Here is a 23,460-nt window from a genome sequence, read left to right on the forward strand (position 1 = left end):
ACGCGACCCGTCCGAGAGAGCGGGCGAACGCGTCTTGTGGTCCAGAAGCGCTGCCGTTCGGCCCCTCTCTCCGACCGGTGGCGTTCGGGGCCTCACCTCCGCCGACTTTACCGGCACGAACCGCATGGTCGGCCGCGTGACCGCCTCGCAGATAGCTTCCGCGTCAGCCGCATCCGTCTTCCCGCGCTTTACATACGGCTTCACGTAGGAGGGCGGCATGATGCGAACGTCGTGCCCGAGCGCCTGCAACTCGCGCGCCCAGAAGTGAGCTCCCGCGCAGGCCTCCATCCCGACGAGGCACGGCTCGAGCCCCGCGAAGAAGGTCAGAACCTGCGCCCGCCGAAGCTTGCGCTTCACCAGGATGGCGCCGTCCGCGTCGACGCCGTGGACCTGGAAAACGGACTTGGCAAGATCGATGCCGATGGTGGTAGGCTGTTGCATGGGCGGCTCCCCTCGATGGTGGCTTTCACGGCACCCCAATATGGCACATTGCGATGCCGGGAGCGGGAGCCGTCCACCCCATGAATGGCGCACCGTGGCTCGCCTTCACCTGACTGCCACCGTTGCTCGTATGCGGGACAGCTTCCGCCAGGTGGCCCGCGGTGCAGCCGACTTTCGAATCCATGAAGTTCGAAAGTCGCCTGCCCCGCTCCGACTGGGGATTTTTCAAACGGCGCTTTTGGGGAGATTGCGTCCGGCGGTTACAATCCGGGTCCGGCCCCTCCGGATGCGGCTCTCGCCACCGCAGCGGATGCAGGAGGCCGCCGGGGGTCCGCCCGCCTCGGCACGGGCGTCGATCTCGAGCACCGCTTCGGCACGCTCTCGCGCCTCGGACACCAGCTCCCCAACCTTGCGCAGCTCCTGCGGTGTCAGCCGGGCAAGCAGACGCTGCACTCGGTCGGGTCGAAGCGGCGCATGGCAGGTCTCCCGAGCGGTCTCGGGCCACCGAGGCTACCCTACTGGCGCTCGGGAGCACAAAAGCGGACAAACACGGTTTTCTGACACCGCCGGCGGCGAGGTGAAGGGGCAAGGGCTCGATCGGTTTGTCGAGGGTCGGCCACCCGTCGACCTTGCGCATGGCGATTTGACCTGAAGCCAGGGGCGATGATGAGGGGTCAACCGTCCTTCTTCAGGCCGGGGACCATTCCGGCCAGCTCCATGGGAAACGGAAACACGATGGTCGAGCTCTTGTCTCCGGCAATGAAGTTGAGCGAACTGAGATAGCGCAGCTGCATGGCGCCGGGATCCCGGGACATGATCTCGGCAGCCTCCAGAAGCTTCTGCGCCGCCTGCTGCTCGCCCTCGGCGTTGATGACCTTGGCGCGGCGCTCGCGCTCGGCCTCGGCTTGCCGCGCGATGGCGCGGATCATCGATTCGGCGATGTCGATATGCTTGATCTCGACATTCGCGACCTTGATCCCCCACGCCTCTGTCTGGCTGTCGAGAATGTCCTGGATGTCGTCATTGAGCTTGTCGCGATCCGCCAGCATCTCGTCAAGCTCATGCTTGCCCAGCACCGCGCGCAAGGTCGTCTGCGCGAGCTCGCTGGTGGCATCCATGAAGCTTTCGACCTGGATCGTCGCCCGCTCGGCGTCGATCACCCGGAAATAGAGCACAGCCGAAACATTGACCGACACGTTGTCCTTGGAAATCACGTCCTGCTTCGGCACATCCAGCACGATGGTGCGCATGTCCACCCGAACCATTTTCTGGATGCCGGGGATCAGCAGGATCAGGCCCGGCCCCTTGGTGCCTGTAAAGCGGCCAAGCGTGAAGACCACCGCACGTTCGTATTCGCGCAGGATCTTGATGGCCGCGGTGAGAAAGACGATCAGGAAGATCGCCAAAAGCGTGTAAAAGCCGAAATCTGCCAGGATATCCATCATCTTCTCCATTCTGTCGGGTGAACGCTGTGCATCACTCTTTGCGCTGCATCGTGTCCACCATCACCACAAGGCCGCTCATCGCGCGGACCCGCACCCTGTCGCCGGGGGCCAGATCGTCCGGGCCGCGGGCCTGCCACCTTTCGCCATGCAGCCAGACATGGCCTTCGCCGTCGTGCCAGTCGATCACCCTGGCCTCGGCATCCACCAGTTCCTCCTGCCCGCTTACGACCCGTGCGCGAAACGCGCCGCGCGTCAGATGGACGACGATCCATGTCGACGCCACGCCGGCCACCGCAACGGCCGCGATCAGCGGCTCCGAGACGGCGATTCCCTCGGCATCGGTATCCACGAGGATCACGGCGCCGATGACCAGCGCCACGGTGCCACCGATACCGAGAATGCCGAAAGAGGGCGCAAATGCCTCGGCGACGATCAGCGCGAGCCCCAGCAGGATCAGGCCGATCCCCGCCCAGTCGAGCGGCAGCAGGGCCAGTGAATAGAGCCCCATGATCAGGCTGATGCCGCCGACGGTGCCGGGCACAAGCGCGCCGGGGTTGAGAAACTCGAAGATCAGCCCGTAGACCCCCACCAGCATCAGGATCAGCGCGACATTGGGGTTGGTGACGGTCGCCAGGAGGTCGGTGCGCCAGTCGGGCTCGATTTGCTCGAGCGGCAGCCCCTCGGTCGCCAGGGCAATCTCGGTTCCGTCCGGCATCTCGACCACCCTGCCATCGGCCTGCGCGAGCAGATCGTCGATGTTCCGGGCCACGAAGTCGATCACACCCTGCTCGGCCGCCTCGTTCGCGCTCAGGCTTTCGGCCCCGCGCACCGCTGCCTCGGCCCAGTCGGCATTGCGCCCGCGCAGCTGGGCCAACCCACGGATATAGGCCACCGAATCGTTGATCGCCTTGGCTTCCGAGGCGGAGGCGGGGGCAGAGCGCTCGGCGCCGTCGTCGTCACCGGCCTCGCCGGTGTCGGAACGCCCGTCATCGGCACCCGCACCCTCGGGTGCGCCGTCTTCCCGCGCGTTGGCGTCCTCGCCATTCACCTGCAACTGAAAGGGCATCGGGCCGTCATCGTCACCTCCCGATCCGCCACCCCCGATCGCAACGGGCGTGGCCGCCCCCAGATTTGTCGCCGGGGCCATGACGGCGACGTGGCTGGCATACATGATATAGGTGCCGGCGCTCGCGGCGCGGGCGCCGGACGGGCTGACATAGCTCGCTACCGGCACCGGCGAGGCAAGGATCGCGCTGATGATCTCGCGCATCGAGGAATCGAGCCCGCCGGGCGTGTTCATCCGCAGCACGACAAGCGGAAGCTCACGCTCGGCGGCATCCGACAGCGCGCGCGTGATGTAATCCGCCGAGGCCGGGCTGACGGGTCCATCGAATTCCAGCACCATCGCGGGCGCGGGGGCCTGTCTCTCCTGCGCCGCAAGCCCGAGCGCACCGAGAAGCAGCGCCAGGGTGAGCACGGCGCAGCTGCTCAGTACGCGCCGGAACGCGCCGAGCCGAAACAGACAATTGCCGTGAAGCCATGTCATTCCGTCGCTCCCCTTCAGGCACCCCGTTCACCCAACTGTAACGCGCTCCATGGCCCAGGTATGGCGCACCATGATGATGGACATGCGGTTATCCGAAATCCGCCCAGCCTGTCCGGAGAAATAGGGGATGTTCCGCGATCTGCCAGAAACACCGCTTATGAGGCGGGTGTCAGCAAACAGTTGCGCGATGCCCCCAAGACCTCGGCCACGCGGCGGAAGGACATCGGCTGCGGCGCCTCCATCATGTCGCGCGCCAGCGCAGCCATCAGATCGGGTCGATGCACCCGGGCGAGCGGCGTGTTGCTCCGGCCCGACCAACTCTCCCCGCAATCCCAGCAGCGCCATCGCTGCGCTCCCGTCCGCGTCCGGCCCCACCGGACACGCGCGCCCCCCAACAGCGCGGGCAGGATGCCGCCGGACCACCTGCATCGGTGCGGGCGTCGATCCCGAGGACCGCTTCGGCCCGTTCTCGCGCCTCGGCCACCAACTTCTCCGCCTGGCGCAGCTCTATCAGGGCGAAAAGGTGCTGGGCCTGCGGCTCAACTGGTCCAAGCGCTACATCACACTTGGCCCGGTCGCGACTATGCTCGGCCTCGCGGTCAAGATCCACGATCCCGAGGGGCTGCTGGGCGGTAAGCCCGATCTGGGCATCACCTGCGTACTCGTGCCAACCGATCTGCCGGGGGTCGAGACCGGCCGCAGGCACATCCCCTGCGGGCACTTCTTTCAGAACGGGCCGACGGAGGGGCACGACGTCTTCGCCCCGCTGGAAAACGTGATCGGCGGGCGCGACGGCATCGGGCACGGGTGGAAGATGCTGATGAGCGCGCTCGCGGCCGGGCGCGGCATCTCGCTGCCCTCGCAGGCCTCGGGAGCGGCGGCTCTGGCCGCGCATACCTCGGGCGCCTACGCACGGCTGCGCCGGCAGTTCGGCCTGCCGGTCGGCCGGTTCGAGGGCGTGCAGGCGCGGCTTGGCCGGCTCGGCCAAGTCCCGCCTTGGCGAGAAGCTCGCCTGCATCCATCGTCACTGGGACGGCCTGCAGACCTTTCTTCAGGTGGGCGCGTCGAGATCGACTCCAACTCCGTCGAGAACCTCATCCGCCCGATTGCCCTGAACCGAAAAAACGCGTTGTTCGCGGGCCACGACGAAGGCGGCAGGACATGGGGGCGCATCGCCTCGCTGATCGAGACCTGCAAGATCAACGGCGTCGAGCCCTTCGCCTATCGCAAGGCCACCCTCGAAGCCATCGCGAACGGCTATCCCCAGAGCCGCATCGACGACCTCCTCCCCTGGAACTGCCAGCCGTCAAGCTGAAAGCCGGGTGGCCGCTGGACACCGCTTACGGAAAGCCGCGAACCTGCGTGCCAGACACCCTCGACCACGACGCGGTTCCCAATCTCGGCGCCGCAGCTTGGGGCCAGCGGCAGCACGAGGTTGCTCTTGAGGGAAGTGCGACGCGTGAACTTTGCTCGGCCAGGTCGCTTGGCACAGTGTGCAAGACGGCTCCAACCGCGCCTCGGTTGCCAGCTGCGCGGCTGCTCCGGACATTCGGCCATCCGCAGTCATCACCTACACGGTCTGCTTACACCGCCTGCGCTGACGTTCTGCGTCATGGCTCATTCCGGAACGAGCCGCGGAATGCAATCTGCCACCGGCTGCGCGTTCAACCGGGACGTCGGCGGAAGGGGCGGGCCTGCTCCACCTGACGGGCGATGCGCAGGACGAGCGCGTCCTCGGCCAGCCGCCCGCAGATCTGCACGCCGACGGGCAGACCTTCGGGGGTGTGGTGGACAGGCAGCACGATGGCCGGCATCCCGCTCGCGTTGAAGGCCGCGGTGAAGGGGCTCAGTTCGAACAGACGGTCGAGGAAGCTCTCGAGGTCCGAAGTTCGCATCGACAAGGTGCCGTGCGGCGGCGGCGGCGTGGCGCTTGCGGGGGTGAGCAGCAGGTCGAACCGCTCGAAGAATGCGGCCAGCCGCCGGACCTCGCGGTTGACGATCGCGGCGCGCTGAAGGTGCTCGGTCAGCGAGACCTGCCGGGAGAAGCGCAGCGCGGCACGGGTCATCGGTTCCAGCCCGTCGAGTTCCTCGTCGCGCAGCGCGCCCGTGCCGGGGAACAGCCCGGCGAGCGAGGCCAGCAGGACGCGGATCATCGCATCCGTGAGGGCCGCGATGTCGAAGCCCGGCATGACCTCTCCGACCTCATGGCCCAGATCGGCGAGCAGCCGCCCGGTGAGGGTCGCCGCCTCGGCACAGACGGGATCGACCGGCCGAGCGTCGAACCGCGTTGTCACCAGCCCGATCCGCAGCCGCTCCGGGGGGCGTTCGATGAGCTGCTCGAAGGGTTCGGCCGGACGGGGCGTGAAATAGGGCGCGCCGGTGTCGGGGCCCGCGGTCACGTCGAGGATGGCGGCGCTGTCGCGCACGCTGACGGTGACGGCGTGTTCGTGGCTGATCCCGAAATTCGGATCGCCGCGATGGGGGCCGAACGGGTTCAGGGCGCGGCTCGGCTTGAGGCCGACCAGACCGTTGTAGGCAGCCGGAATGCGGATCGACCCCGCGCTGTCGGTGGCATGGGCGGCGGGCATCATGCCGCTGGCCACCGCGGCGCCTGCCCCGCCGCTCGATCCGCCCGCGCCGCGGTCGAGGTCCCAGGGGTTGCGGGTCCGGCCCCAGGCGGCGCTGTCGGTCTCCAGCGTGAGTCCGAATTCCGGCGATGCACTGCGCCCGAGAAAGCCGAAGCCGGCCTGCCGCAGGCGGCCGACGAGCGACGAGTCGAAGTCGAAGGTCGTGCCCTTGAACCGTTCCGAGCCATTGGAGAGCGGAAGGCCCCGGACAGGGGCGTGCAGGTCCTTGATCAGGTAGGGGATCCCGCGGAAGCGCGGCCGGTCGCCCCGTGCCTCGCGCGCCTCCAGCGCGTCGAGCGCTTCCTCGAATTGCGTCACGACGACGGCGTTGATCCTCGGGTTCTGCGCCTCGATCTCGCGGATGGCGGTTTGCAGCAGCTCGCGCGGCGCGAGTTCGCCACGCTCGACCAGACCGGCCAGCGCGACCATGTCATGGTCGAGCCATTCCTCGCGTGTGAGCATGATCAGTCCCTCAGTGCGGTGAATCCGCCGCCGCCGGCGACGATGTTGAGCAGGGTCGCGTCCGCGTCGCCGACGGATATCAGGGCGTGCCCCATGCCGGCGTCGTAATAGACGCTGTCGCCCGGACCCAGCCGGATCGGCGCGTAGAGGTCGGAGTGCAGCTCGACCTCGCCCGAGAGGACGAAGATCAGCTCCTCCCCCGGATGGGACACGAGCTGTTCGAACTCGGAGAGGGCGCGCGCCTTGACCACGACGAAGCTTGCGTCGATCAGCTTCCGCTTCAGCCCCATCGCGAGCGGCTCGTAGATGTAGGCGGCGGCATCGTGGCGGTGGCGGTCCGCGGCACGCGTGACGTCGAGCCGGCCCAGCTGCGGCATGGCGGGCGCGGCGTCGTTCCCGTGGGCGAGAAGGGTCGACAGATCGACGTCAAGCCCGCGGGCGAGCTTCAGCAATCCGTCGAAGGTCGGCGAGAGGTTGGAGTTCTCGATCTTGGACACCGTCGAGCAGGCCATGCCCCCGCGGTCGGCGACCTGTTGCATCGTCAGGCCCCGGCCCCGCCGGAGCGTCCGCACGCGCTGGCCGAAGGCGCTGAGGGCCTCGGCGGCCTCATCATCATCCGCCTTGCTGTTCATGCATCTTTCCTAAAGGAAAACTATTGCTTGACATGTTTCGTATACGAAAGAATCCTCTCCTTCAAGGAGGATCGCCATGGCGGCTGCGCTCATCATCGGCTTCATCGCCCTGGCGGTCGCGGGCGGGGTCGCGATCAGCTATGTCGCCGGGTCGGCGGCGGTGCTGGCCTTCGTCGCGGCGGGCTATGGCGACTATCTCGCCATCATGCCGCAGCGCATCTTCAGCCAGATCGACGTGTTCACCTTCCTGTCGATGCCGCTTTTCATCCTGGCCGGAGAGCTGATGACCCGGGGCGGGGTGACCCGTGCGCTCATCGACCTTGCGATGCTGCTGGTCGGGCGGCTGAGGGGCGGGCTTGGCTATGTCAACATTGCCGCCTCGGTCTTCCTGGCCGGTGTCTCGGGATCGGCGGTGGCCGATGCGGCAGCGACGACCAGAACCCTGGTCCCGGCCATGGTGGACCGGGGATACCGCAGGGATTACGCTTCGGCGCTGACGGCCGCCAGTTGCGTGATCGGGCCGATCATCCCGCCCTCGATCGTGATGATCTTCTACGGCGCGCTGATGAACGTCTCGGTCGCCGCCATGTTCGCGGGAGGGATCGTGCCCGGCCTGCTGATGGCGGTTTTCCTCTTCGCCTACAACGGCTGGGTTGCTCGCCGCGAGGATCATCCCGGCGGCGCAGGAGTGGAGCTGCCCCGGGTCGGACCCACGGTCTTGCGGGCGGTTCCGGCGCTGGCCATTCCTGTCGTGATCGTCGGCGGCATCGTCTTTGGCGTCGTCACCCCGACCGAGGCGGCGGCACTGGCGGTGGCGATCACGGTCGTGCTGGTGGTGGTCTATCGCTGGATGGACCGCCCCGGCGACGTGCTGCGCCATGTCTGGTCGGAAGGATCGCGGGCCGTGGAAAGCGCCGTGATGCTGACGGGCTCGATCTTCATGATCCTCGTCGCAGCCGCGATCTTCGGCTACCTGGTGGGCATCCTGCGCGTGCCGCAGACGATCGCGGAAGCGGTGACCACGCTCGACCTGACCGCGACCGGATATTTCCTGATCGCCAGCCTGGTGATGTTCGCCGCCGGCATGGTGATGGACGTGACCATGGCGCTGGTGCTGATGGTGCCGGTCCTGATCCCCGCCGCCATCGCCGCCGGGGCGGACCCGGTCCACGTCGGCGTGGTGACGTGCCTCAACCTGACGCTCGGCCTCATCTCGCCGCCGTTCGGCGGAATCCTGATGGTGGTGTCGGCGGCGAGCCGGGTCTCCTATGCGCGGCTGTCGCTGGCCGTGCTGCCCTTTCTCGGCGTGCAGGTCCTGCTGCTGGTGCTGCTGATCCTCGTGCCCGAACTGACGCTGACGCTGCCCCGACTCGCGGGGCTGATCAACTGATACTGCGCAGACAAACCAGGGAGACCACCATGATGCTCGACAGATTTCGCACCGCGCTTCCGGGCCTCGCGCTCGGGCTTGCCACCGCGGTCCCCGCCGCCGCGCAGGAGGCGCGTATCGCCGTTCAGTGCCCGGAAGTTCCGGCCTGCGCCGACTGGGTCTATGCCGAGGATTTCGCCGCCGCATTGCGCGAAGGGGGCATGGAGGCCACGGTCTTTGCCGGTGCGAGCCTTGGCAAGGACGCCGAGATCGTCGATCAGCTGTCGCAGGGGCTGCTGCAGTTCGGCGTGACGAACTTCGTGATGATCGCGCAGGTCGATCCGCGCATCCTTGGCTTTCTCGCACCTTACGTGTTCGAGGATTCGGCGCAGTTCTTTCGCGCGACACAGGAGACGGACAGCCCGCTGCTGGACAGCATCCGCGAGGAAATGGCGGCCCAGGGCGTGATGATCGCGGGCCTGCCCGGCCTTGGCGGTCAGATGGGCCTGTTCAACGACACCAAGCCGGTCGAGACGGTGGACGACCTTGCCGATCTGCGGCTGCGCGCCATCGACGCCAATCAGGTGGCGCTGTTCGAGGCCTGGGGCACGCAGGGCGTGGTGGTGGACATGCCCGAGTTCGCCGGCGCCGTGCAGCAGGGGATCGTGGACGGCTATTTCAACCCGCCCGCCGTTCCCCTGATCTTCGGACATACGGAGTTCCTGACGCATTTCACCGACCTGAAGGCCGGGACGCCCTTCCGCGCCGCGCTGATGTCGGCGGACTGGTACGAGGGGCTTTCGGATGAGGAGAGGGCGGTCGTCGACGCGGCCATCGAAACCGCGAACGCGAAGAACCGCGAATGGACATACGCTGCCGAAACCACCGAGATCGAACAGCTGGAAGCGGCCGGCGTGACGGTCACGACCCCCTCTCCCGAGGCGCTGGCCGAGTTCAGACTGCGCAGCCAGGAGGTGTGGGACACGCTTATGCCGGCCGGGTCGGTGGCAGAGATGCAGGCCCTAGCCGACGCCTCCAGGGAGTGAGGATGCGGCGGATCGAGCAGGTGAGCGCGGGACTGGACAGGGTCTGTCTCGCGCTCGCCAAGGCCGGGCTGATCGGGATCGCGCTGGTGATCCTGCTTCAGGTTGGCGCGCGCTACGGGATGCGCAGCCCCTACGCCTGGACCGAGGAGATGGCGCGCTACCTGATGGTGTGGAGCGGACTTCTGGGCGCCACCTGCGCCTTTCGGCGGGGGCTGGACCCGGTCATCCTGGCGGTCACCCCGGCCTCGGGGCGGGGCCGGAAGATGCTGGCGCGGGCGATGCTGGTCCTTGCGGTGGCGATCTTTCTGCTGCCGGTGCTGCATTACTCGGTCTTCGGACCGGGCTGGAACATCGAGCGCGGCTTCCTCTGGCGCGGGATGGGCCGCACCTCGCCCGGCCTGGGGCTGAACATGGCGCTGGTCGGCGCGGTTATCCCGATCACCTGCCTCGTGATCCTGATTCACTGCGCGGCGCGGGTCACGGGCCCCGTCGCGCACGCACGCGGCACGGCCGAATGAAGGTCATTGCCGCCCGGGACGTCCTTGGCCGCATCACCGTGGCCGAACTGGTGCCGGTCATGGAGGCCGCGATGCGCGACGTGTCGGCCGGCGCCGCGCTGCATCCCCCGCGCCTTGCGGTGGAGGTGAGCGGGACGGGGCGCATGGGGGTGATGTATGGCGCGCTGCGCAACCCGCCGCTGCACGGAGCCAAGATCCTTAGCCTGTTCCCCGAGGCGCCGAGGCACGGGCTCTCGAGCCATCAGGGCTTCGTCCTGCTGTTCGAAAGCGCGCTGGGCCGCCCCGTTGCCGCGATCGAGGCGGATGCGCTGACCGCGCTGCGCACCGCCGCCGTGTCCATGCTGGCGACGCGCGCGCTGGCGCGTCCCGATCCGCGCGTGTTCACGATCTGCGGGTCCGGAGAACAGGCCGAGTTCCATCTGAGAGGCGTGCTGCAATGCTTCGCGCCGGCGGAAATCCGGCTCTGGGCGCGGCGGCCCGAGGCGGCGACCGCGCTGGCCGGACACTTTCCCGGCGCGCCCCTCCGCGTGGTGCAGGATCTCGGCGCGGCGGTTGCAGGCGCCGATGTGGTCACCACGGCGACCTCGGCGCGCAAGGCGTTCCTGTGCGGAGAAATGCTGGCCGCGGGGCAGCATGTGAACCTGGTGGGCGCGAGCCTTGCCGATGCCCGCGAAGTCGACGATGCCGGCGTGGCGCGCATGACGATGTTCACCGACGCGCTGGAAAGCTCGGCCCGCGAGTCCGGCGAGATACTGGAGGCCAGATCCGCTGGCGTCATAGGTGAGGATTACCCGGTGACCGAGCTTGGCGCCGTGCTTGCAGGCAGCGCGCCGGGCCGCACCGACCCGGCGCAGATCACGGCCTACAAGTCGCATGGCCTGATCGTGCAGGACCTTGCCGCAGGCTGGCATATCGCGCAGACACTGGGTTAGCCGTGGCAGCTCCGACCGGATCGCACGGGTTTACGTGTTTAATCCCACCGTTTAGGCCCCATGATCGCGGTGTGAGCCGACTGGTTCGGTGATCTCTCCCGCGGCATTCACCTCGATCATCGTCACGACCAACCTCGCGTTTGGCGAGTGGCCGTCCGTCATGGCTGGTCCTCTCGGGAGCCGCATAAGCCCAAATCACTGTCTCACCAAACCTTACGCCGGGGGACGTGTCCTATGTCAGGCCGGGTTGGCCCGGTAGCTTTCGCCGGTGCTGACCAGCGCCCAGACAACCCGCGCCATGCGGTTGGACAGCGCGACCGCGACGACCTCCACCGGCTTTTTCTCCAGCATGCGCCAGAGCCGGTCGTCCAAGGGTCGCCGGCACCGTCGTGCGATGATATGTGCCATCGCGTCGAGATAGGGCAGTCGGCGCAGATACCGGTTGCCGGCCTTGGAGATCCGACCCATTCGCGCCTTACCACCGCTCGCGTGTGGTTGCGGTGTGAGCCCGAGCCAAGCCGCGTAGTCGCGGGCCTTGCGGAAGCTGTCGACCTTTGGCGTCGCCGCCGCGGTCCGCGCCCCGCCCTCGCCGGTGGAACGGACCGCGCAAGCACCGGGCAGCGCCGGGCGCGGCACGCCTTGCCAGCGTGCCTTGCGCGAGGCCGCGGCAAGAGGAATTGCTTCGGGGCTTTGAGCTTTGCCAGTGGTCCGGCCCGGCCGGTCACAGGCCCTGTCTGTGACAAGCGAGGGGCGTCACACCCGCATTGGCATCACGACATAGATCGCCGAGGTGTCGTCGCCCTCGCGCATCAGGGTCGGATCGCCGGACGAGTTGAACATGAACACGGCATTCTCACGATCCACCTGGCTTGCGATCTCCAGCAGGTAGCGCGCGTTGAAGCCGATCTCGAGGCGTTCGTCCTGATAGGCGACGGCCAGTTCCTCCTCGGCCGCGCCGCTGTCGGGGGCGTTCACCGACAGGACCAGCCGGTCCTCGTCCATCTGCATCTTCACCGCGCGGGAGCGTTCCGAACTGACGGTTGCCACCCGGTCCACGGCCTTGGCGAACTCGGCGGCGTCCACCTCGAGCCGGCGGGCGTTGCCCTGCGGGATGACGCGGGCATAGTCCGGGAACGTGCCGTCGATCACCTTGGAGGTCAGCGTGATATCGGGCGTTGCGAAGCGCACCTTGGTCTCGCTGACGCTGACCGCGATCTGCGCCTCGTCGTCGTCCAGAAGCTTGCGCAATTCGCCCACCGTCTTGCGCGGGACGATCACGCCGGGCATCTCCTCTGCCCCCTCGGGCAGGGATGCGTCGATGCGCGCCAGGCGGTGGCCGTCGGTCGCCACGCAGCGCAGCACGCGGCCCTCGTCGCCCTCGGCCACATGCATGTAGACGCCGTTGAGGTAATAGCGCGTCTCCTCGGTCGAGATCGCGAACTTCGACTTGTCGAAGAGCCGGCGCAGCACCGGGGCGGGCGCCGCGAAATTCGCCGTGTATTCCGACGAGGCCATGACAGGGAAATCCTCCCTGGGGAGCGTCGCGAGCGAGAAGTGCGACCGCCCCGCCGTCACCGACAGCCGCCCCGAGGTGCCGTCGTCGGCCAGCGTGACCAGCGCCCCGTCGGGCAGCTTGCGCACGATCTCGTGCAGGGTGACCGCGCCCACGGTCGTGCCGCCCGCGCGCTCGACCTGCGCGGGCGCGCGGTCCACCACCTCGATATCGAGGTCGGTGGCGCGAAAGCGCACCTCGGACCCGTCCGCCTCGATCAGCACGTTGGCGAGAATCGGAATCGTGTTGCGCCGCTCCACGACCGACTGCGCCTGCGCCACGGCCTTGAGAAGCGCGCCGCGCTCGATGCTGATCTTCATGCCCCTGTCCCTCCGTTCCCGCCGGAGGCACACCCTATCCGGTTGCCCCTGCCGCACAAGAGTCTTGCGGTGTTGTCGGCCGGATCACCGGACCCGTCAAGAGGACCCGCCGCGCCGCCCTGCACGGCAGGCTACGATTGCCACGGTATGGCGCTCATGCCTCGAGCGCGCGGCGCAGGATCTCTAGGTCTTCGGCGATCTGGGTATCGGAGGCGCGCAGTTCCTCGATGCGCTTCACGCCATGAAGCACCGTGGTGTGGTCGCGCCCCCCGAAGCTGCGGCCGATCTCGGGCAGCGACCGCGCGGTGAGTTGCTTGGACAGATACATCGCAACCTGACGCGGGCGGGCGAGGCTGCGCACGCGTTTGGGTCCGATCAGGTCGCTGAAGCGGATATTGTAGTGCTCGCTCACCTTGCGCTGGATTTCCTCGACGGTGATCTTGCGCTCGGAGGCGCGCAGGATGTCGGCAAGGCAATCCTGCGCCAGGTCCAGATTGATCGGCTTCTGCAAGAGCGAGGCAAAGGCGAACAGGCGCGTGAGCGCCCCTTCCAGAACCCGCACGTTGGTCGAGATGCGGTGCGCGAGAAACTCCAGCACCCCATCTTCGAGCTGCAGCCCGGGATAGAGCCCGGCGTGCTGCTCGACCTTGGACTGCAGGATACCGAGACGCAGTTCGTAGTCCGTCGGGTGCAGATCGACCACCAGACCGCACTGCAGGCGGCTTCTGATCCGGTCCTCGAGATCCTTGATCTCGCCGGGCGAACGGTCGGCCGAGATGATGATCTGCTTGTGACTGTCCACCAGCGCGTTGAAGGTGTGGAAGAATTCATCCTGCGTGCTGTCCTTGCCGGCGATGAACTGCACGTCGTCCACCATCAGCACATCGACCGAGCGGAAGAGCTCCTTGAAGTCGATCATCTTCTTTTCGCGCAGCGCCTGGATGAAGCGATACATGAACTGCTCGGCCGAGAGATAGAGCACGGTGAGCTCCGGCCGCTTCTCGCGCAGCTCCCAGGCGATGGCGTGCATCAGGTGCGTCTTGCCCAGGCCGACGCCGCCGTAGAGGAAGAGCGGGTTGAAGGTGACGGGGCCGCCCTCGGCGACCCGGCGCGCTGCAGCATGCGCAAGCTCGTTCGGCTTGCCGACGACGAAGGTCTCGAAGCGGAACCGCGCGTCCAGGGGGGCGCCATGCAGGTTGTTCGCGCGCGCGGCAAGCCCGGCGGCGGGCTTCTTCTGTGCCATGGCAACGGCAGGCGCCCCGTCTGCCGCCCCGGCCCGCTGCGCGGCCGGCTCGGTCCGGCGCGGCACGGCGAAGTGCAGCCGACGCACGTCAAAGCCGGTGGCGGCGATCTGGTGCAGCAGCAGTTCGCCGAAATTGTCCGACACATAGGTGCCCATGAAATTGGTCGGCACATGGAAGGTCGCGACCCCGTCGGACACCCCCGCGAACGACAGCGGCTTTATCCAGTTGACGTAGTTGTTCTTGCCCACCGTGCGTTCGAGTTCGCCCTGCAACTGTCCCCATTCTTCGCTTGTCATAGCGTTCCAGATTTGCCCCATGCTTCGCCTCCATCGGTGCCGCGGGGTCCCGCCCCCGTCTTCGCCCGCGGCCATCATGCGGGTCGCCGCGCCTGAAGGCGTTGCGCGAAGAAGGCCTGCTGCGCGCACGGCTGACCCGTGCGGATCCCGCCGATCCGGCGGTCCGCCCAAGCATCGTGTCGCGCACTCTTCGCGCGCCCATGGACTGGCTTTGCAGGAGCTTGACGCTCCCCGACCGCAGACTGCGGCTTACCCTCGTATGGGCGGGCGAACCCGATTCCGTCCCCAGAAATCGTGTCCGCTAAGCCTGTCCCCCCAAGGCGATGTGACTCGCTGGGGAGAATTTACCAAGCCGTTACGCCGGCCGGCAACTGAACTTGTCGCTTGACTCGGATGCCGCCGGCAAAGAATCCCTCACGCCGCGAAAGCCGGCGAGACACGAAAAGAGCGCCCCGTCCGGGGGGCGCCCTTTTCTCTCAACAGCTTGTCCGGACGCGCCGCGGCTCAGCCCAGCGCCTTCACCCGGTGCGCCAGGCGGGACATTTTTCGGGCAGCCGTGTTCTTGTGCAGGACACCCTTGGTGACGCCGCGCATCAGCTCGGGCTGGGCGGCACGCAGGGCGGCCTCGGCCGCGGCCTTGTCGCCGGAAGCCAGCGCCTCTTCGACCTTGCGCAGGAAGGTGCGGATGCGCGAGCGGCGGGCGCGGTTGATCTCGTAGCGCCTGGCGTTCTGGAGCGCGCGTTTCTTGGCCTGGGGCGTGTTCGCCATCTGGGTCGGTTCCTTCGGGTTCGTCGTGCAACAGCTTTCGCGCAACGCCCGATACGTCCCCGGGGGACCGGACCATCTCTTGCCTGAGCGGGCATCACGCGCATGTGGTTGGTGCCTATAGCCCAGGGCGCGGTCAAAGGAAAGCCCCGTGTCGCGGGGCCCTCAGCGGTCGCGGAACTGCGCCTCGCGTTTCTCGAGGAAGGCGGACATGCCCTCTTTCTGATCCTCGGTCGAAAAGAGCGCGTGAAACAGCCGTCGCTCGAAAAGCATCCCCTCGGCAAGCGAGGTTTCCTCGGCGCGGTTCACCGCCTCCTTGACCGCCATCGTCGTCAGCATGGATTTCTCGGCGATCTTCTGCGCGGCGCCCTGGGTCTCTTCCATCAGGTTCTTGGCCGGCACCACGCGGCTGACGAGGCCCGCGCGCTCCGCCTCTTCGGCGGTCATGAACCGGCCGGTCAGGTGCATGTCCATGCTCTTGGCCTTGCCGACCAGCCGGGTCAGGCGCTGCGTGCCGCCGATGCCGGCGATGACGCCCAGGTTGATCTCGGGCTGGCCGAACTTCGCGGTGTCCGCCGCGATGATGAAGTCGCACATCATGGCAAGCTCGCAGCCGCCGCCCAGCGCATAGCCCGCCACAGCGGCAATGACCGGCTTGCGCACCCGCGCGATCGCCTCATGCTCGGTGCCGAAGAAATCGGACAGATACATCTCCACGAAGCTCTTCTGCGACATCTCCTTGATGTCCGCCCCCGCGGCAAAGGCCTTGGACGAGCCCGTCAGCACGATGCAGCGCACCCGATCGTTGGCGTCTGCCTCGCGCAGCGCCTGGGCCAGTTCGCCCAGAAGCTGGGAGTTGAGGGCGTTGAGGGCGTCGGGGCGGTTGAGCTTGATGGTGGCGACGTGGTCTTCGGTCTCGACGGCGATCGTCTCGTAGGCCATGAACCTGGCTCCGCTGGTGTCGGTCAGACGCCCTTGCTAGCACTCTGGCCTCACGGTTCAAGCTATCTTTGGCAGGCCGGACAATAGAAGGTCGAGCGCCCGGACTGCACCGCACGGCGCACCGTTCCCGTGCACTCCGCGCGCCGGCATGATGCGCCCTCGCGCCCGTAGACGTCGAAGGAATGCTGGAAGTAGCCCAGTTCGCCGTCCGCCTGCCGGTAGTCGCGCAGCGACGAGCCTCCCGCCGCGATCGCATCCTCCAGCACCGCGCGGATCGCGGGCACCAGCGCGGCAAGACGCCGCGACGCCACCCGGTGCGCCCGCCGCAGGGGCGAAATCCCCGCGCGAAAGAGCGCCTCGCAGACATAGATGTTGCCCAGCCCCGCCACCACCTTCTGATCGAGCAGCGCGGCCTTCATCGGCATCTTCCGCCCCTGCAGGCGGCCGACAAGATACGCCTCGTTGAAGGCGTTGCCCAGCGGCTCCGGCCCCAACCCGGCAAGCAGCCTGTGGCGCTCCGCCTCGGCACTCGGCATCAGGTCCATCGCGCCGAAACGTCGCGGGTCGTTGAAGGTGACGCGCGCGCCGCCCTCCATCTCGACGACGACGTGATCGTGAACGGAGGCGGCGGGATGGGCATGGACGTGGTCGCCGAGGATCCGGCCCGAGACCAGCATCCGCCCAGACATTCCCAGGTGCATGAGCCAGGTCTCGCCGGTGTCGAGATCGGCAAGGATATATTTCGATCGCCGGCCCAGACGCGCGATCCTCGCCCCGGTCAGCCGCTCCGCCATCCGCTCCGGCAGGGGCCAGCGCAGGTCGGGCCGGCGCACCTCGGCGCGCAGGATGCGGCGGCCCTCCATCACGGGCGCAAGACCGCGGCGGACCGTCTCGACTTCGGGCAGTTCGGGCATCGCGGCTCCTGCAAGGTGGCGGGTCGCGGCAAGGCCGCGCATTGCAGGCCCCCGCGGGCGCCCTATAAGAAGGCCGGGACACAGGCACGGCAAGGGCCCCATGACCGAAGAAACCTCCGCAGGCACCGGCGCAACCACCCATTTCGGATTCGAGACCGTGCCGGAGGCCGAGAAGGCGGGGCGCGTGAAGGGCGTGTTCACCTCGGTCGCCGCGCGCTACGACGTGATGAACGACCTGATGTCGGCCGGCATCCACCGCGTCTGGAAGGACGCGATGATGGACTGGCTGGCACCGCGGCCGGGCCAGCACCTGCTGGACGTGGCCGGCGGCACGGGCGACATCGCCTTTCGCTTCCTGCGCCGCGCGGGTGAGGCGCGGGTCACGGTGCTCGACTTGACTGAGTCGATGCTGGAGGAAGGCCGCCGGCGAGCCGAGGCGCAGCGTCTGGGCGACCGTCTGGACTGGGTGGCCGGCGACGCGATGGCCCTGCCCTTTCCCGATGCCAGCTTCGATGCCTACACGATCAGCTTCGGCATCCGGAACGTGACGCGGCCCGAGGACGCGCTGAAGGAGGCGTTTCGCGTCCTGAAGCCCGGCGGGCGGCTGATGGTGCTGGAGTTCTCGCATCTTGCCGTGCCTGCGCTGCAATGGGCCTACGACCGCTATTCCTTCAACGTGATCCCCTGGCTCGGGCAGGTCGTGACGCAGGACCGTGCGAGCTATCAGTATCTGGTCGAATCGATCCGCCGCTTTCCCGACCAGCAGCAGTTTCTCGACATGATCCGCGCGGCCGGCTTCGAGCAGGCGAAGTATCGCAACCTGACGATGGGCGTCGCCGCGCTGCACTCCGGCTGGAAGCTCTGAGGTGCGCGGCCCCCACAACATCTGGCGCCTGATCCGCACCGGCGCCACCTTCGAGCGCACCGGCGCGATGCGCGCCGTGCTCGACGCGATGGAGGCGCCGCGCCCGCTGCGCGTGGCCGCGCATGTGCTGGGCTGGCCGTTTACCTGGCTGGGCTATGCGGGCGATCCGGCAATGCCGCCGATCACCCGGGCGATCACCGCGCTGGGCCCGGCCTACATCAAGTTCGGTCAGGTGCTGTCCACCCGCCCCGACGTGGTGGGGCAGGATCTGGCCGATCAGCTGCGCGTGCTGCAGGACCGGCTGCCGCCCTTCTCCGTGGAGGAGGCGAAGGCAACCATCCGCGAGGAACTGGGCGTGGAACCCGATGCGGTCTTCGACGAATTCGGCCCGCCGGTGGCCGCAGCCTCGATCGCGCAGGTGCACAGGGCGCGGCTGTCCACGACCGGCGAATGGGTCGCGGTCAAGGTGCTGCGCCCCGGCATCGAGCGCGCCTTTCGCCGCGACATCGACGCCTTCTATTTCGCCGCCCGGCTGGTCGAGCTGCTGTCGCCCGCCTCGCGCCGCCTGCGGCCGATGGACGTGATCGGCCATTTCGAGGGTGTTGTGCTGGGCGAGCTGGACCTGCGGCTGGAAAGCGCTTCCGCCTCGGAATTTGCCGCAAACACAAAGGAGGATCCGGGCTTTCGCGTGCCGCGCATCGTCTGGCCCTATTCGGGCCGGCGGGTGATGACGCTTGGCTGGGCCGAGGGCGTGGCCCTCGGCGACAATGCCGCGCTGGACGCCGCGGGACACGACCGCCGCGCGCTGTCGGAGCGGGTGCTGCAACTCTTCCTGCGGCACGCGCTGCGCGATGGCTTCTTTCACGGCGACATGCATCAGGGGAACCTGAAGGTGGCGCCCAACGGCGACATCATCGCCTACGACTTCGGCATCATGGGCTACATCGACCCCTACACGCGCCGGGTCTATGCCGAAATCCTCTATGGCTTCATCCGCCGCGACTACCTGCGCGTGGCAGAGGTGCATTTCGAGGCGGGCTATGTTCCCGCCGACCGCGACGTGCACCAGTTCGCCCGCGCCCTGCGCTCCGTGGGCGAGCCGATCTTCGGCATGGACGCCACGCGCATCTCGATGGGGCGCCTGCTGGCCTATCTCTTCGAGGTGACCGAGAAGTTCGGCATGGAAACGCGGACGGAACTGATCCTGCTGCAGCGCACCATGGTGGTGGTCGAGGGTGTTTCCCGCTCGCTCAACCCGCACATGAACATCTGGGAGGTGGCGCGGCCGGTCGTCGAGGACTACATCAAGGAAAGCATCGGGCCGCGTGCCGTGGTCAACGATCTGGTCGAGGCGGCGCGCGTCCTGTCCCGCTTCGGACCGCGCCTGCCGGCCCTGATCGAGAACGCGCTGATCCGTCAGGCAGACGCGCGCGAAGAGCCGCCGAAGCCCTCGAAAGTCTGGCATGCGATATGGGGCGCTGCCGGCGTGGCGGGTGGCGCTGGCCTGGCCTTGCTGTTTGTCGCGAGTCTCTGACGCGGGTTGCGGCCGGGCCGGGGGCGGACCAAGAAGAAGCGGCACCAAAAAAGAAGCGGCTCCGAGGAGCCGCTTCTCGAATTCTTCGATGGCGTTAAGCCTATCAGGTGTCGTCGCTTGCTGCGACAGCAACCGCAACGGCAACACCGCCGACGATTGCCCAAACCGGCACCGTCGGCACCGCCTGCGAGGACACGACCGGCGACTGCGCCTTTTCGAAGGGATCTGCCGATTCGGCGAAAGCCGGTGCGGCGGCGGCGGCGGCAACCGCGGATGCCGCGGCGATGGTCGCAAATTTCTTCATGACACTCTCCAGACTGTAAAGGCGCGGAGAGGTCGGCCCCCTCGCGCAGATACCTTTGTCTAGCGCAGACGAGGCAGCCTGTCCAGCAGGGCTTTCCCCTTGGGCAGGTGAATGGGCCCGGTCGGCCTGGCATTCTGGCAACATGGTGGCGGACTCTTGCACAGAAAGCAGGCAAGAAAACGCTCAGCCCGCAGCCGAGGGGCCCCGAACGGCCGTCACACCGTCGCTCGGCACGGCGGCCCCTCCGCGCAGCACGACCTCGACCTGCCCCTCCGGCGCAAGGCGAACCTCCGAGACCCGCTGATAGGTTTCCACGGGCAATTCGGCCAGTTCGGCGCCGTCGCCCATCCAGCGCACGGAAAGGCTGTAGCTGCCCGGCGGCAGAGCCAGCGACCCCGGCGCGGTTCCGTCCCAGACCAGCTCGCCGGTCCCCGGGGCGACCTGTCGCTCCTGCACGACCTTGCCCGCCGCGTCCCGCACCACCAGCCACCCGGTGTCCGCCGAGGAATGCGAAGGCAGCTCGAGATCCAGGGGTGCGCCGTCGAAGTCCACCGGTGCCCCCGTGCGCGCGTCCATCCCCACCCAGGCCGCGTAGTGCGACAGCGCCGGCCCCGATCCCATGTCGCCGGAGAGCGTACTCAGCAGCTCGTTGGTCAGGACCTGCTGCTCGACGCCCGAGAAGGTGGCCAGCTGCACGGCGAAATCCGAAGACTCGATCGGATTGAGCGGATCCTGGTTCTGCATCTGCACGGTCAGCATGCGCAGGAAGGTCTCGAAATCGGAACTGATCGCGGCCGGACGGGCGCCCGCCGTCGGCGGGTTGCCGGAAGACTGCGTTGCCGGGCGGGGCGTCACGGTCTGCGCGGCAGCTGCTGCAGGTGAAAGGTCTGGTCTCATCCCGGGATCCTCGCGGAGTACATGGTCAGAAAAAGGCGTCACAGCCTGAGATCGAGGGCGCCGCGGCCCGTCGGCGCGTCAGCCCGCTCGGGCGCAGGCGCCCCGGGCCGATGTGTCGCGTCGGGCGCCGGCGCGGCATCCTCTCTCGGCGCGGGCGACCGTTCTTCCGCGCCGGCGCCCGCGTCGCCGGAGCCAAGGTCCACCGTGATGCCCGAAAAGCCGAGCCGGCGCAGATCCTCGGAAAGCAGATCGAGATTGCGGCGCAGCAGCTCGAGTGTCTCCGGCCGTTCGGCCAGAATCTGCACCGAAACACCCTGTTCGCCGGTCGCGATACCCAGCCGGACGCGGCCCAGTTCCTCCGGATCGAGCGTCAGCTCTGTCATCCGGTCCGGTCCGCTCGGCATCACCTCGACGATCTGTCGCACGATCCGCGCCGCCTGCGACGCAAGCTCCGGCTGTGACGAGGCCTGCGGTTGCCCCGCCGAAGCAGGCGCGCCTACGGTATCGAGCGCGGCCAGCATCGGCTCGAAAAGCGGCGCGTCGCCGGGCGCTGCCGCGGCCTTGACCGCGCCGGGCGATGCGCCGGCCGCGATCGCCGTTGTGCGCCCGGGCGGCCCCGCCGGCGCATCGGCCGAAACGACGGCGCCGGTGCGGTGGACCCGCAGCTCCTGTGGCGCCGCGGCGGCTTCCGGCAACGCCGATGCCTCCCGCGACGGGACCGCGACGTTCGGTCGGGACGGATCCGAAGAGGGCGGCAGGGCTGACCCGTTCTCGGGGGGCACGCGCGCCCCGCCGGTATGGGCCAGGGACCAGGATGGCCGAACGGGAAGACGGTCCTGCGCTGCCGGGCCTTGCCCCGTGTCGGGGGAACTTGCGGTGCCCGGTGGCATGGCGATGGCACGCAGTGCATCGCCAGGGTTGCCGCGCGCAGGTTCCGTTTTCGGGTCCGGAACGCTGGCGGCCATTTGCAGGGGCGGCGTCCGGTCCCCGCCGGCGCGCGAGAGCGCCTCGGGTGACGGCGGGCTGCGACCGGCAGGCGCGGCCGGGGCTGCACCCGGGATCTCCTGCACCGCGCGCGTCTCCGCCCGGACCTGGGACTCGTCGGCCTGTGCATACCCTGTCGTGTCCCCGGGCAAAGACGACGACGATGGCCGGAGGGCTCGCGCCCCACCGGTTGCGTCCTGCACCGCACCTTGCCGATCCATGCGGCTGGTCGGTGCGGGAGGCGGCATCGCGGCTGTGCGTTGGGCGCGCGAATCGGATGCTGGCGCAGCCGGACCGGCGCCGGCGGCACCGGGAACGGCCTCTTGCCACCCCGCCCCGGAGCCCGCGCACGGTGCGCCGGGTGGCCGAGACGCGAGCGGAGGGGACGCGGCGGCAGACGGCCGATCGACCGCAACGGGAGCGACTGGCAGGCCCGGTTCTGTCGGTTCTTGTGCGGTCCCGTCGCCGGCACCCCTGTCCGTGGCCAGGGGGTCGGACAACGCCGACCGCGACGCCGCGCCTGTCTCCTCCATCGCGTCTTTGGAATGGGCAGAGCCGGTCGATGCCTCTGCCGGCCCGGCCGCCCGCAACGGCTGCGTCACCAGGGCCGTCGCGGCCCGAAAGATCGCAACGAAACTCCGCCCCGGCGCGGCGCCTGCGGGGGCGGACCGAGTGACCGGGGATGCCGGTGGGGAAAGCGGGGGCAAGTCCATCACGACCTCGGAGTTCTTCCGCGTTGGCCCGCTCTCTACCCTGATCCGGTTACCTGATCTTTACCGCCCATTCGGCAGGATGCCGCCAACCACCTCGAATTGGAGCGAACCGATGCAGGTCCCGACGACTATCCTTGCGGGCTCCCCTTCTCCGGCAGTGCCCGCGCCGTCTGATACGGCGGACGACGCCGCGTTGCGCGACGCCGCGCGCCGACTCGAATCCGCGTTTCTGGCGGAGATGCTGAAAACGGCGGGGCTGGGCCGCGTGCCGCAGGCGTTCGGAGGCGGTGCAGGAGAGACGCAGTTTGCCTCCTATCTGCGCCACGCGCAGGCCCGCGCGATGGCCGACGCGGGCGGGATCGGACTTGCCGAACAACTGTTTCATGCCCTGCAGGCGGAGGTCCGCCATGACCGCGGCTGACGATCTGCTGGACCGCCTCGACCGCCTGATCGAGGAAGAGCGCATCTTGCTTCGCGCAGGCCAGCTTTCGGCCCTCGCGGATGTTCTCGAGCGGAAGGAACGGCTTGTCCAGCAGCTGGCCCATGCCGGCACTCCCGACCGCGCACACCCGGACCTGAAACAGAAGATCGCGCGGAATCAGGCGCTGCTCGACGGCGCGCTCGCCGGGCTGCGCGAGGTCGCCCGCCGCCTCGGCCGCGTCCGCGACCTGCGGCAAACTCTTGAAACGTACGACAGCGATGGCCGCCGTGCCGCGGTCGTGACGCCCGGCCAGGGCCGGATGGAACGCCGCGCCTGATAACAGTTTGGCGAAAATCCGTCGCAGCCGGCGGCCCGCGATTAGCCCTCCGTTAGGACCTCGGGCGCAACGTTGTGACGGCATCCAGGCGATGGCGTGGCAGGGGCACCCGGGCCACAACGGTCAGAAAGACGTCCCCAATGCCGGGGCAGCCCGGCTCAACGACGCGGCCGAACACGCCGCACAGGAAAGGACCAGAGAACCCATGTCCAGCATTCTGACCAACAACAGCGCGATGGTCGCGCTGCAGACCCTGAAATCCGTCAATGGCAACCTCGCCAAGACGCAGTCCGAAATCTCGACCGGCAAGTCCGTGGCCAGCGCCAAGGACAACTCGGCCGTCTGGGCGATCTC

At 68.1% G+C, this 23,460-nt stretch carries 22 protein-coding genes and 3 pseudogenes; 11 read left to right on the forward strand and 14 right to left on the reverse strand.

The annotated features are described in order from the left end of the window. The 3 genes from ACLFOB_RS07140 to ACLFOB_RS07150 form a co-directional block, all read right to left on the reverse strand. Window positions 1–441, reverse strand: a 441-nt coding sequence (locus ACLFOB_RS07140) for an IS110 family transposase (RefSeq protein WP_410925634.1), incomplete at its 3' end; no start/stop codon positions are given. Between the two features lie 674 nt (window positions 442–1,115). Then, a complete protein-coding gene (locus ACLFOB_RS07145) occupies window positions 1,116–1,883 on the reverse strand; it encodes a slipin family protein (protein ID WP_410925635.1) in 768 nt (255 codons plus the stop codon). Window positions 1,884–1,917: 34 nt separating this feature from the next. Continuing rightward, window positions 1,918–3,432 (reverse strand): NfeD family protein, encoded by a 1,515-nt coding sequence (locus tag ACLFOB_RS07150; RefSeq protein WP_410925636.1) that lies wholly within the window; start codon window positions 3,430–3,432, stop codon window positions 1,918–1,920. An 820-nt stretch (window positions 3,433–4,252) separates the two neighbouring features. On the opposite strand from ACLFOB_RS07150, the pseudogene ACLFOB_RS07155 reads away from it, so the two are divergent. Further along, window positions 4,253–4,354 (forward strand): annotated as a pseudogene (locus ACLFOB_RS07155) (hypothetical protein); the annotation flags it as partial. A 55-nt stretch (window positions 4,355–4,409) separates the two neighbouring features. Further along, window positions 4,410–4,747 (forward strand): annotated as a pseudogene (locus ACLFOB_RS07160) (transposase domain-containing protein); the annotation flags it as partial. Between the two features lie 349 nt (window positions 4,748–5,096). Here the strand turns inward: ACLFOB_RS07160 and ACLFOB_RS07165 are convergent. After that, entirely contained in the window at window positions 5,097–6,521 is a 1,425-nt protein-coding gene (locus tag ACLFOB_RS07165; protein ID WP_410925637.1) for an amidase, read from the reverse strand. Window positions 6,522–6,523: 2 nt separating this feature from the next. Then, a complete protein-coding gene (locus ACLFOB_RS07170) occupies window positions 6,524–7,153 on the reverse strand; it encodes a helix-turn-helix domain-containing protein (protein ID WP_410925638.1) in 630 nt (209 codons plus the stop codon). Between the two features lie 76 nt (window positions 7,154–7,229). On the opposite strand from ACLFOB_RS07170, the gene ACLFOB_RS07175 reads away from it, so the two are divergent. From ACLFOB_RS07175 to ACLFOB_RS07190, 4 genes are read left to right on the forward strand one after another with little or no spacing between them, the layout of a single operon-like run. Then, window positions 7,230–8,543, forward strand: coding sequence for a TRAP transporter large permease (locus ACLFOB_RS07175; protein ID WP_410915554.1), 1,314 nt, complete (start codon window positions 7,230–7,232; stop codon window positions 8,541–8,543). A 29-nt stretch (window positions 8,544–8,572) separates the two neighbouring features. Further along, the gene (locus tag ACLFOB_RS07180) at window positions 8,573–9,568 is read left to right on the forward strand and encodes a TRAP transporter substrate-binding protein (RefSeq protein WP_410925639.1); all 996 of its coding nucleotides are present in this window, start codon (window positions 8,573–8,575) and stop codon (window positions 9,566–9,568) included. Window positions 9,569–9,570: 2 nt separating this feature from the next. Then, on the forward strand, window positions 9,571–10,086 hold the full coding sequence (locus tag ACLFOB_RS07185; protein ID WP_410925640.1) for a TRAP transporter small permease: 516 nt from the start codon (window positions 9,571–9,573) through the stop codon (window positions 10,084–10,086). Further along, window positions 10,083–11,018, forward strand: a complete 936-nt coding sequence (locus ACLFOB_RS07190) for an ornithine cyclodeaminase family protein (RefSeq protein WP_410925641.1) — start codon at window positions 10,083–10,085, stop codon at window positions 11,016–11,018. Before ACLFOB_RS07185 ends, ACLFOB_RS07190 begins: the two co-directional genes overlap by 4 nt. 237 nt (window positions 11,019–11,255) lie before the next feature. On the opposite strand, the gene ACLFOB_RS07195 is transcribed toward ACLFOB_RS07190, so the two are convergent. From ACLFOB_RS07195 to mutM, 6 genes are all read right to left on the reverse strand, one after another. Beyond that, window positions 11,256–11,654, reverse strand: a complete 399-nt coding sequence (locus ACLFOB_RS07195) for a transposase (RefSeq protein WP_410925642.1) — start codon at window positions 11,652–11,654, stop codon at window positions 11,256–11,258. Window positions 11,655–11,771: 117 nt separating this feature from the next. Next, on the reverse strand, window positions 11,772–12,890 hold the full coding sequence (gene dnaN / locus ACLFOB_RS07200) for a DNA polymerase III subunit beta (RefSeq protein WP_410925643.1): 1,119 nt from the start codon (window positions 12,888–12,890) through the stop codon (window positions 11,772–11,774). A 154-nt stretch (window positions 12,891–13,044) separates the two neighbouring features. Further along, complete coding sequence (gene dnaA / locus ACLFOB_RS07205) at window positions 13,045–14,430, reverse strand: chromosomal replication initiator protein DnaA (protein ID WP_410925650.1); 1,386 nt, start codon at window positions 14,428–14,430, stop codon at window positions 13,045–13,047. Between the two features lie 504 nt (window positions 14,431–14,934). Further along, window positions 14,935–15,198, reverse strand: a complete 264-nt coding sequence (gene rpsT / locus ACLFOB_RS07210) for a 30S ribosomal protein S20 (RefSeq protein ID WP_410915564.1) — start codon at window positions 15,196–15,198, stop codon at window positions 14,935–14,937. Between the two features lie 162 nt (window positions 15,199–15,360). Next, window positions 15,361–16,137: an enoyl-CoA hydratase gene (locus ACLFOB_RS07215; protein WP_410915565.1), complete on the reverse strand. Its 777-nt coding sequence runs from the start codon at window positions 16,135–16,137 to the stop codon at window positions 15,361–15,363. A 62-nt stretch (window positions 16,138–16,199) separates the two neighbouring features. Then, window positions 16,200–17,051: a bifunctional DNA-formamidopyrimidine glycosylase/DNA-(apurinic or apyrimidinic site) lyase gene (gene mutM, locus ACLFOB_RS07220; RefSeq protein WP_410925644.1), complete on the reverse strand. Its 852-nt coding sequence runs from the start codon at window positions 17,049–17,051 to the stop codon at window positions 16,200–16,202. A gap of 100 nt (window positions 17,052–17,151) precedes the next feature. Between mutM and ubiE the strand changes: the two genes are divergently transcribed. Together ubiE and ubiB are read left to right on the forward strand one after the other, a co-directional pair. Then, on the forward strand, window positions 17,152–17,916 hold the full coding sequence (gene ubiE / locus ACLFOB_RS07225; protein ID WP_410915568.1) for a bifunctional demethylmenaquinone methyltransferase/2-methoxy-6-polyprenyl-1,4-benzoquinol methylase UbiE: 765 nt from the start codon (window positions 17,152–17,154) through the stop codon (window positions 17,914–17,916). A 1-nt stretch (window position 17,917) separates the two neighbouring features. Further along, entirely contained in the window at window positions 17,918–19,450 is a 1,533-nt protein-coding gene (gene ubiB, locus ACLFOB_RS07230; protein ID WP_410925645.1) for a 2-polyprenylphenol 6-hydroxylase, read from the forward strand. 103 nt (window positions 19,451–19,553) lie between these two features. Here ubiB and ACLFOB_RS07235 read toward each other — a convergent pair whose 3' ends face one another. The 3 genes from ACLFOB_RS07235 to ACLFOB_RS07245 all read right to left on the reverse strand — a co-directional run bounded on the left by ACLFOB_RS07235 (window position 19,554) and on the right by ACLFOB_RS07245 (window position 21,346). Beyond that, window positions 19,554–19,754: a hypothetical protein gene (locus tag ACLFOB_RS07235; protein ID WP_410915570.1), complete on the reverse strand. Its 201-nt coding sequence runs from the start codon at window positions 19,752–19,754 to the stop codon at window positions 19,554–19,556. A gap of 183 nt (window positions 19,755–19,937) precedes the next feature. Further along, complete coding sequence (locus ACLFOB_RS07240) at window positions 19,938–20,651, reverse strand: flagellar hook capping FlgD N-terminal domain-containing protein (protein WP_410925646.1); 714 nt, start codon at window positions 20,649–20,651, stop codon at window positions 19,938–19,940. A gap of 38 nt (window positions 20,652–20,689) precedes the next feature. Beyond that, window positions 20,690–21,346 carry a flagellar hook-length control protein FliK gene (locus ACLFOB_RS07245; protein ID WP_410925647.1) on the reverse strand — a complete coding sequence of 219 codons (657 nt, stop codon included), beginning with the start codon at window positions 21,344–21,346 and terminating at the stop codon, window positions 20,690–20,692. A gap of 1,114 nt (window positions 21,347–22,460) precedes the next feature. On the opposite strand from ACLFOB_RS07245, the gene ACLFOB_RS07250 reads away from it, so the two are divergent. From ACLFOB_RS07250 to ACLFOB_RS07260, 3 genes and pseudogenes are all read left to right on the forward strand, one after another. Continuing rightward, a complete protein-coding gene (locus tag ACLFOB_RS07250; protein WP_410925648.1) occupies window positions 22,461–22,769 on the forward strand; it encodes a rod-binding protein in 309 nt (102 codons plus the stop codon). Then, entirely contained in the window at window positions 22,756–23,106 is a 351-nt protein-coding gene (locus ACLFOB_RS07255; RefSeq protein WP_410925649.1) for a flagellar biosynthesis protein FlgN, read from the forward strand. Before ACLFOB_RS07250 ends, ACLFOB_RS07255 begins: the two co-directional genes overlap by 14 nt. Window positions 23,107–23,311: 205 nt before the next feature. Continuing rightward, window positions 23,312–23,460, forward strand: a pseudogene (locus ACLFOB_RS07260) (flagellin); the annotation flags it as partial.

It is taken from the genome of Rhodosalinus sp., assembly GCF_046542825.1.
Taxonomy (GTDB): domain Bacteria; phylum Pseudomonadota; class Alphaproteobacteria; order Rhodobacterales; family Rhodobacteraceae; genus Rhodosalinus.

Coding starts and splice junctions, on each gene's coding strand:
- ACLFOB_RS07215 (WP_410915565.1), bottom strand. CDS start 16,137: ATGGCCTACGAGACGATCGCCGTCGAGACCGAAGACCACGTCGCCACC.
- ACLFOB_RS07240 (WP_410925646.1), bottom strand. CDS start 20,651: ATGAGACCAGACCTTTCACCTGCAGCAGCTGCCGCGCAGACCGTGACG.
- dnaA (WP_410925650.1), bottom strand. CDS start 14,430: ATGACAAGCGAAGAATGGGGACAGTTGCAGGGCGAACTCGAACGCACG.
- mutM (WP_410925644.1), bottom strand. CDS start 17,051: ATGCCCGAACTGCCCGAAGTCGAGACGGTCCGCCGCGGTCTTGCGCCC.
- ACLFOB_RS07255 (WP_410925649.1), top strand. CDS start 22,756: ATGACCGCGGCTGACGATCTGCTGGACCGCCTCGACCGCCTGATCGAG.
- rpsT (WP_410915564.1), bottom strand. CDS start 15,198: ATGGCGAACACGCCCCAGGCCAAGAAACGCGCGCTCCAGAACGCCAGG.
- ACLFOB_RS07170 (WP_410925638.1), bottom strand. CDS start 7,153: ATGAACAGCAAGGCGGATGATGATGAGGCCGCCGAGGCCCTCAGCGCC.
- ACLFOB_RS07150 (WP_410925636.1), bottom strand. CDS start 3,432: ATGACATGGCTTCACGGCAATTGTCTGTTTCGGCTCGGCGCGTTCCGG.
- ACLFOB_RS07180 (WP_410925639.1), top strand. CDS start 8,573: ATGATGCTCGACAGATTTCGCACCGCGCTTCCGGGCCTCGCGCTCGGG.
- ACLFOB_RS07190 (WP_410925641.1), top strand. CDS start 10,083: ATGAAGGTCATTGCCGCCCGGGACGTCCTTGGCCGCATCACCGTGGCC.
- dnaN (WP_410925643.1), bottom strand. CDS start 12,890: ATGAAGATCAGCATCGAGCGCGGCGCGCTTCTCAAGGCCGTGGCGCAG.
- ACLFOB_RS07235 (WP_410915570.1), bottom strand. CDS start 19,754: ATGAAGAAATTTGCGACCATCGCCGCGGCATCCGCGGTTGCCGCCGCC.
- ACLFOB_RS07185 (WP_410925640.1), top strand. CDS start 9,571: ATGCGGCGGATCGAGCAGGTGAGCGCGGGACTGGACAGGGTCTGTCTC.
- ACLFOB_RS07175 (WP_410915554.1), top strand. CDS start 7,230: ATGGCGGCTGCGCTCATCATCGGCTTCATCGCCCTGGCGGTCGCGGGC.
- ACLFOB_RS07165 (WP_410925637.1), bottom strand. CDS start 6,521: ATGCTCACACGCGAGGAATGGCTCGACCATGACATGGTCGCGCTGGCC.
- ACLFOB_RS07250 (WP_410925648.1), top strand. CDS start 22,461: ATGCAGGTCCCGACGACTATCCTTGCGGGCTCCCCTTCTCCGGCAGTG.
- ACLFOB_RS07145 (WP_410925635.1), bottom strand. CDS start 1,883: ATGGATATCCTGGCAGATTTCGGCTTTTACACGCTTTTGGCGATCTTC.
- ubiE (WP_410915568.1), top strand. CDS start 17,152: ATGACCGAAGAAACCTCCGCAGGCACCGGCGCAACCACCCATTTCGGA.